At 69.7% G+C, this 8,282-nt stretch carries 6 protein-coding genes; all 6 read right to left on the bottom strand.

Going from position 1 to position 8,282, the window contains the following annotated elements; translation table 11 throughout:
* Window positions 1–463: 463 nt before the first annotated feature.
* Window positions 464–1,675: an ornithine--oxo-acid transaminase gene (rocD, locus tag ASE34_RS17435; RefSeq protein WP_056280654.1), complete on the bottom strand. Its 1,212-nt coding sequence runs from the start codon at window positions 1,673–1,675 to the stop codon at window positions 464–466.
* Complete coding sequence (ddaH, locus tag ASE34_RS17430; RefSeq protein ID WP_053097827.1) at window positions 1,672–2,559, bottom strand: dimethylargininase; 888 nt, start codon at window positions 2,557–2,559, stop codon at window positions 1,672–1,674. The genes rocD and ddaH overlap by 4 nt, the downstream gene beginning before the upstream one ends.
* Before the next feature lie 165 nt (window positions 2,560–2,724).
* The gene (locus ASE34_RS17425) at window positions 2,725–3,741 is read right to left on the bottom strand and encodes an NAD(P)-dependent alcohol dehydrogenase (protein WP_056280652.1); all 1,017 of its coding nucleotides are present in this window, start codon (window positions 3,739–3,741) and stop codon (window positions 2,725–2,727) included.
* A gap of 1 nt (window position 3,742) precedes the next feature.
* The gene (locus tag ASE34_RS17420; protein WP_053097831.1) at window positions 3,743–3,973 is read right to left on the bottom strand and encodes a helix-turn-helix transcriptional regulator; all 231 of its coding nucleotides are present in this window, start codon (window positions 3,971–3,973) and stop codon (window positions 3,743–3,745) included.
* The gene (locus tag ASE34_RS17415; protein ID WP_056280648.1) at window positions 3,973–4,407 is read right to left on the bottom strand and encodes a hypothetical protein; all 435 of its coding nucleotides are present in this window, start codon (window positions 4,405–4,407) and stop codon (window positions 3,973–3,975) included. Before ASE34_RS17415 ends, ASE34_RS17420 begins: the two co-directional genes overlap by 1 nt.
* A 90-nt stretch (window positions 4,408–4,497) precedes the next feature.
* The gene (locus ASE34_RS17410) at window positions 4,498–8,199 is read right to left on the bottom strand and encodes a proline dehydrogenase family protein (RefSeq protein ID WP_056280645.1); all 3,702 of its coding nucleotides are present in this window, start codon (window positions 8,197–8,199) and stop codon (window positions 4,498–4,500) included.
* Window positions 8,200–8,282 lie beyond the last annotated feature (83 nt).

The raw sequence follows: 8,282 nt of genomic DNA, 5'->3' as shown, positions 1-8,282 counted from the left end.
CCAGCCGAAGCTGAATCGAGGTTATTTGGCATTTGACAAGTGCACGCTGTTGAGTTCTCAAGGATCGGATGCTCCCACGACCCAGTCATCACAACCAGGCCCGAAGGGCAACTTCTCTATCTTATCTGTGCCATTCGGCCTGTCAAATCGACACGCCGTGAGGCTCAGAACCAGATCTGCAGCTCGGGGCTCAAGGCCGCCGAGGCAACTTCACTAGCTTATCCGTTCCGGAGTCGCTGTCAAATCGACCGTTTCTCCGAAGTGGAAGCTCCAGGTCAGACAGAAGTGTGTCTGCGATCTGCTCCGAGGAGCTGATCGAGTGGAGGTGGTTCTCCGCTTGAGGGGGGTAAGGCTCTCGGCCTCTCCGCTTCCCTGTGGGGCGAACAAGTAATAAGTTACGTGGGTTCCGGGGTTCCGGCAAATCCGGGCTGTCCGCCGGGCGTGTCGCCCGGCGGACAGGGCGTCACGCCCCGAGAACCAGCTTCAGCTGCTCGACCGCCCAGTCGAGTTCGGTCGCGCGGATCACCAGCGGAGGGGCGATGCGGATCGTCTGACCGTGGGTGTCCTTGACGAGCACACCCCGGTCGAGGAGCTTCTCCGCGATCTCGCGGCCGGTCCCCTTGGCGGGGTCGATGTCGACGCCGGCCCACAGCCCGGCGATGCGCACCTCGGTCACCCCGTGCCCGATCAGCGGCTCGAGGCCGGCGGCGAGGTGGGCGCCGAGTGCGCGAGCGCGCTCCTGGAACTCCCCGGACTCGAGCATCTCGACGACCCGCAGGCCGACGGCCGCGGCGAGCGGGTTGCCCCCGAACGTCGAACCGTGTTCACCCGGGCGGATGACTCCGAGCACATCCGCGTCGCCGACGACCGCCGACACCGGAAGGATCCCGCCGCCCAGCGCCTTGCCCAGGAGATACAGGTCGGGCACGACGCCCTCCCGATCGCAGGCGAAGGTCTCGCCGACCCGGCCGAGACCCGACTGGATCTCATCGGCGATGAACAGCACGTTCTTCTCGTCGCAGATCTCGCGGATGCGGCGCAGGTATCCCTCCGGGGGGATCACCACTCCGCCCTCGCCCTGGATCGGCTCGATCAGCACGGCGGCGGTGTTCTCGGTGATGGCCGCTGCGACGGCATCCGCGTCCCCATAGGGAACCACGTCGAATCCCGGCGTGTACGGGCCGAAGTCCGTCCGCGCCTCGGGGTCGTCGCTGAAGCTGACGATGGTCGTGGTGCGGCCGTGGAAGTTGCCGGCCGCGACGATGATGCGCGCCTGGTCGTCCGCGATGCCCTTGACGCGATACCCCCATGCGCGAGCGACCTTGATGCCGGTCTCGACCGCTTCGGCGCCGGTGTTCATCGGCAGCACCATGTCTTTGCCGGCGAGAGTCGACAGCGCGGCGGCGAACGGCTCGAGCCGATCGCTCATGAAGGCGCGGCTCGTGAGGGTGACGCGACCGAGCTGCTCGGTCAGGGCCGCCACGAGAGCCGGATGCCGGTGCCCGAAGTTCACCGCCGAATAGGCGGCGAGCAGATCGAGGTACCGCTTGCCCTCGACATCCGTCACCCACGCACCCTCACCCCGGGCGATGTTGACCGGCAGCGGGTGGTAGTTGTGGGCGACGTGCGGCTCCGCCGTCACCTCGGCGCTCACGCCCGGGTCGACGGCGGTCACACCGCACCGCGCAGTTCGAGGGTGCAGCACTTGATGCCGCCGCCGCCGAGCAGCAGCTCGGACAGGTCGATCATGATCGGGTTGTAGCCGCGCTCGCGCAGCTGCTTCTCGAAGCCCTTCGCGCGCGGCGAGATGATCACGTTGTAGCCGTCGCTCGCGGAGTTGAGACCGAAGACGGATCCGTCCTCGTCGGACACGAGGATCGCCTCGGGGAAGCGCTCCTCGAGGATCGCCCGGCTCTCGTCATCGAACGCGCCGGGCAGATACGCGATGTTCGCGCGCTCGGGGCCGCCGTTCTCTACGCCCTGCACGGGGTCGAGCACCGCGATCGCGGTGTCCAGGTGGTAGAAGCGCGGGTCGACCAGGTTGAGCGACACGACCTCACGGCCGAAGACGTCGCCGACCTCGCGGTGGCTGTCGCCGGTCGAGCGGAACCCCGTGCCGGCGAGGATCACGTCGCCGACGAGCAGGAAGTCGCCCTCGCCCTCGTTGACCTCTTCGGGGATCACGGTGTCGTAGCCCGCGGCGCGGAACCAGTCGGCGAACGCGGGCGCCTCGCCCTGGCGCTCGACGAAGCGGAACTTCGGCACGTAGGCGCGGCCGTCGATCAGGAACCCGCCGTTCGCCGTGTAGACCATGTCGGGGAACCCGGCGAGAGGCTCGATCAGCTCGACCTCATGGCCGAGCTCGAGGTACAGGTCGTGCAGCTTCTGCCACTGCTCGACCGCCCTGGCCGTGTCGGTCGGCTTCGAGGGCTCCATCCACGGGTTGATCGAGTAGTTCACCGTGAAGTGCGACGGCGTGCACATCAGGTAGTGACGGTGGTGTGCGGTGCGGACCGGAGCTGCGGTCTCGGATGCCGGCGCAGTGGTTTCGACAGACATGGGGCTCCTCGAACGGATGCGGCGGACGCTGTCCAGGGGCCCGGCGGTCCTTCGACCCGCGCCGCTCGATGAGAGACGGCGCCCGGGGAAGATGCGACTCGGGCACGCCAGCATCCATTCTGTCACCCGCCCCCTGGACGCCGCCAGAGCGCAGGCGCTTCTCGCTCAGGCTCCGCGGACGACGACCTTGCCGACCGTATGACCGGCTTCGAGGTGCGCGAGGGCCGCGCGGGCCTCGTCGAATCCGAATTCGCGCTCGATCACGGGTGTGATCCGCCCCTCGGCGGTGAGCTCGAGCAGCTTCGCGAGGATCTCCGGACGAGGGCTCGCCGCGAGCGGGCGGATGCGGCGGCTCGAACCGATCGACAGGAACGCCGCCTTCACCATCCGCGGGATCGGGCCCAGCACGGGGCCGCCGTCACCCGTCACGAGCACCACCCGTCCGCCGGAGATCACGAGGCGCTGCAGGTCGCGCAGCGGCATCCCTCCGGCGATGTCGATCACCGCGTCGAAGTGCGCTGCGGGCAGCTCCGTCAGCGGCGAGCAACGGTGGTCGAGGGTGCGCACGGCGCCGAGGTGCTCGACGAGGCGCGCGTTGCGTTCACCGCACGTCGCCCAGACCTCGGCACCGCGCAGCGCCGCGAGCTGCACCACGAAGGTGCCCACTCCCCCGGAGGCGCCGAGCACCAGGACTCGAGGGACATGGCCCGCCGCAGTGTGCCTGACGGAGCGGAAGCCGGTCCCCGCGTGGTCGAGGGCCTGCCATGCGGTACCTGCGGCGATCGGCAGGCAGGCCGCAGTCACGGAGGTCACATCCGGCGGGATCGGGACGAGGCGCGTCGCGGGCACAGCGACATGCGATGCGAGTCCCCCTCCTCCGACGAGCTCGCCCACCACGCGCTCGCCGACCTCGGCGCCGATCTCCTGGGATCCGACGGCGACGACGGTGCCGGCCACCTCCATTCCCCGCACCGGATGCTTCGGGCGCGTCAGGCCGAAGACCGGACGCACGAGCAGGGGGTCTCCGAGCATGAGGCGGATATCACCGGCGTTGAGGGCGGTCGCCTCGACGCGCAGCACCACCTCGCCCGGACGCGGGATCGGAACGGGGATCTGCTCGAGGTGCACTCCGTCGGACGGGCCGTACGTCTCACGCACCCAGGCAGGCATCGTCTCGGTCATCTCACACCTCCGTGGTCGTGGGCTCGGGGTACTGGAACAGGTCGTCGATGCCGACGCCGAATGCCCGGGCGATCTGAAAGGCCAGTTCGAGGGTCGGCGAGTACTTCTCCTGCTCGATCGCGATCAGCGTCTGGCGAGTCACGCCGACGCGGCGGGCGAGCTCGGCCTGGGTCAGACCGGCGGCCTCCCGATGCGCACGGATGCGGTTGGAGACGAGCGTCGGCTTGACCATCAGACGAGACCCCTTCGATAGGCCACGACCCGCGCGATCCCGCCCACGATCGTCGCGATCACGAAGCCCGCGAACATGGCGTGGGCGATCCAGAAGACGTCCGCGTTCATCGCGCAGAGCAGGATCACGCCGGTGCCCGCGATGGCCACGAACGCCTGCTCGACACGACTCCCCATGCGACCGATGTCCCGATCGCGGATGTCGGACCTGCCCACGCCGTCGGGGTCGCGGGCGCCGGCGATCATGCCCCAGATGATGCTGATCGCGATGGTCACGACGATTCCGCCGCCGATCATCCACAGCATCAGCGGCGGCCAGTCGACCTCGGTCACGGGACCGCCGGCCGCCTGCTGCAGCACCACGACGACGTACGCCGTGATGGCGATCAGGCTGACGACGAGACCGACCCAGACGTTGCGCTCCTCGTAGACCATGACACCCTCCCGTGTAAAAGATTCTTGACACGAGGTTACGCCTGCGGCAGCCGCTGTGTCAAGAATTCTTTACACCGCGCTCGCGCGGCGTCAGATGACGGAAGCGCTCCAGGCGTCGGGGTTGCCGTAGCGGTGCGCGGTGATCGCGATGGCCTGCTCGTGCACGAAGGGCAGCAGCTCGATGCGCCCGGCGGAGGTGACCTCGCCGTCGTACACCGCGAGGTCGGGATCGCCGCCGACGGCTGTCGCCAGTGCGCGGTGCAGCGCTGCCACGGAGTCGCGGGGCCCGACCAGTCGCACCCGGCTCGGTCGCAATTCGTCGTCGAGGGATTCGAGCGTCGCGGACGACTGCTCGCCGCGCCGCCGCATCCGCTCGATCCACTCGTCGTCGCTCTCCATGTGGACGACGGCGCCGAGCTCGCCGAGAGCGCGGCGAACCGGCGCCGGAAGACCGACGGGCGTCGAGAGCACGAACCGGGCGCCGGCGCGCACCGCGGCGACGACGACGCGCAGCAGCTCCTGCCAGCCGGCATCCGCGGTGGCTCTGATCGCGACCGGAACCGGGCGGTAGCGGAACAGGTTGCGCTCGATCCCGAGGTGCGACACGTCGCGCACCTGCCCGAACTCGCGGTCCCAGGCGAGCGCATCCGAGAGCGCAGAACGACGCAGCCACTCGAAGGCCTCGAAGTCGAGCGACGGCTGCGCTGACTCGATGAGGTCGGTGATGCGCGAGTCCAGCCCGCGCAGATGGAGAGTGCTCGAGACGGTGCCGGACCCGCTCGACCGCCAGGATCCGAGTCCGATGAGGTAGTTCGGGCCGCCGGCCTTGGCGCCGGGGCCCACCGAGGAGCGCTTCCACCCGCCGAACGGCTGGCGCTGCACGATCGCACCGGTGATGCCCCGGTTCACGTAGAGGTTGCCGGCCTGCACGCGGTCGAGCCAGAGCGCGAGCTCAGCCGGGTCCTGCGTGTGCAGTCCGGCGGTCAGACCGTACTCGACCGCATTCTGCAGATCGATCGCCCGCTCCAGCGTCGGCGCGTGCATGACGCCGAGCACCGGGCCGAAGAACTCCTCGGTGTGGAACCGAGAACCCGGCTGCACTCCCACACGGATGCCGGGTCGCCAGAGGCGCCCCGTGGGGTCGTCGGTCGAGACGGCGGGCTCGATGAGCCACTGCTCGTCGCCTTCGAGCTCGGTGAGCGCCCACGCGAGCTTGCCCTCGGGTCGCTCGATCACGGGTCCGACCTCGGCGAGCGGATCGGTGGGCCAGCCGACATGCAGCGACCGAGTGGCATCGGCCAGCTGACGGGCGAAGCGCTGGGAGCGTCCGACGGGTCCGACGAGGATCGCGAGGGAGGCCGCCGAGCACTTCTGCCCCGCGTGCCCGAAGGCGCTGCGCACCAGATCGGCGACCGCGAGATCGAGATCAGCCGAGGGTGTGATGATCATCGCGTTCTTGCCGCTGGTCTCGGCGAGCAGCGGAAGTTCGGGGCGCCACGAGCGGAACAGCGCCGCCGTCTCCCACGAACCGGTGAGGATGACCCGATCGACGGACTCGTGCGAGATCAGCTCACGGCCGAGATCGCCCTCTTCGATGTCGACGAGGGCGAGCACGTCGCGGGGAACGCCGACCTCCCAGAGCGTCTCGGCGATGACCGCCGCGCAGCGGCGAGCCTGCGGAGCCGGCTTGAAGACGACTCCGGAGCCCGCGGCGAGCGCGGCGAGCACGCCGCCCGCGGGGATCGCGAGAGGGAAGTTCCACGGTGGGGTGACGACCGTCACGCGCGCCGGGTCGAACGTGGCGCCGGCGACGGCATCCAACTCCCGCGCCTTGGCGGCGTAGTAGCGCGCGAAGTCCACGGCCTCGCTGACCTCGACGTCGGCCTCGGCGAAGACCTTGCCGGTCTCGGAGGCGGCGACCTCGATCAGGTCTCCGCGGCGCCCTTCCAGAGCGGCGGCCGCGCGCAGCAGCACTTCGGCCCGCTCGGCGGCGGGGCGAGCACCCCAGAGCGCCGCGGCGTCGTGCACGCCCGCGATCGTGGCCTCGAGCGTGTCCGCATCGTCGATCCGGGCGGCCTCGATCGTCGAGACGCCGAGGGTGGAGTCGTCGATCCGGGCGGTGATCTCGCGGGCCCAGTCCCGGTTGGCCGGAAGCGACGGGTCGCTGTCGGGCGTGTTCGCGAAGCCCGGCGCGCCGCCGGTCGCCTCATCGATCTCGCGTGGGGCGTAGACCGCGGTCTCCAGGAACGGCCCGGTCGGGTCATCCGATCCGCGCGAGATTCCGAGCACCGCCTGGGTCAGCCCCTCCTCGGGCGCAGGCGCCACGGGCACGGGCCGCATGGACTCGTGCACGGGTGCGAGTCGGTCCTGGCTGCGCAGCGCCCCCACCTGCAGCGTCGGGGACGCCGAGCGGTCGACCGCATCGAGGAACCTGTCGCGCTCACGCACGAACAGCGCCTCATCGTCACCGAGGCGGAATGCTGCGGACAGGAAGTTGTCGCTCGACGCGTTCTCTTCGAGCCTCCGCACCAGGTAGCTGATGGCGACGTCGAACTCGCTCGGCTTCACGACCGGGACATAGAGAAGCACCTCGCCGACCTCGCGGGAGACGGCCTGCACCTGCCCCTGCGCCATGCCGAGGAGCATCTCGAATTCGATCGGCGGCTGCGAGTTCGCGGCGGTCGCCGATCCCGGGTCGAGAGCGCGGACACCCCGCTCCCCCGCGAGCAGCCACGCATAGGCGATGCCGAACAGGTTGTGACCCGCGATCCCCAGACGCACGGCGGCGACGTTCTCGGGGCGCAGCGCCCAGTCGAGGCAGCGCAGATAGTTGGCGTCGGTGTCGAGCTTCGTGTCGTACGTCGCCTGCGTCCATCCGTGCATCCGCGCCTCGACCCGCTCCATCGCGAGGTTGGCTCCCTTGACGAGCCGCACCTTGATGGGGGCGCCGCCGTGGTCGACGCGCTCGCGAGCCCAGGCGGTGAGCTGCTGCAGCGCCGGCAGGGCGTCGGGCAGATAGGCCTGCAGCACGATGCCGGCCTCGAGACCTTCGAGCCGCGGATCCTCGAGGATGCGCGTGAACACCGCGATCGTCAGATCGAGGTCGCGATACTCCTCCATGTCGAGGTTGATGAAGGTGCGATCCGCCGCGGCGGTCAGATACAGCGGAAGGAGTCGCTCGACGACCGACTGCACGACCTCGTCGAACGCCCACATCGAGATGTGGCTGACGATCGCCGACACCTTCACCGAGACGTAGTCGACATCGGGACGACGGATCAGCTCATGGATGCCGTCGAGCCGCCGCTGCGCCTCGGCCTCGCCGAGCACGGCCTCTCCCAGCAGATTGAGGTTGAGTCGTGCGCCCGATTCGCGGATCTTCGCGATCGCAGGACCGAGCTTCGCCGGTCGGGCGTCGACGACGAGGTGACCGACCATCTCGCGCAGCACCCGGCGGGCGATGGGCACCACGGGGCTCGGCAGCATCTGTGCGACTCCGCCGCCGATGCGCACGGCCGACCGCAGGTACCACGGCAGGAACTCGGGCACGATCGGGGCGATGCGGTGCAGCTGGGATGCCGCGGCGCTCAGGCTCTCGGGGCGCATGACCCCGTCGACGAATCCGAGCGTGAACGGCAGCCCGTTGGCATCCTGCAGCACACCGGCCAGGCGCTCGGCCGCCGGATCGACATCGGCGGCCGCGGCCTCGATCACCCAGCGGCGCGCGAGCTCGACCGCACGGTCCGCGAGCGAGACGGATTCGGGATCCGTGGAGGGCATCGGGTCGGCCATGAGCTCAGCCTAGGACCGCGGTGAGCGCCTGGCCCTGAGCGACGATCGCGTCGTGCGGTTCCGGCCGCAGTTCGTGCCGTCGA

Source organism: Microbacterium sp. Root280D1 (genome assembly GCF_001428975.1).
Lineage (GTDB): Bacteria > Actinomycetota > Actinomycetes > Actinomycetales > Microbacteriaceae > Microbacterium.
Note: the sequence above shows the minus strand (reverse complement) of the source record. Positions and strands in the feature narration are given on the sequence as shown.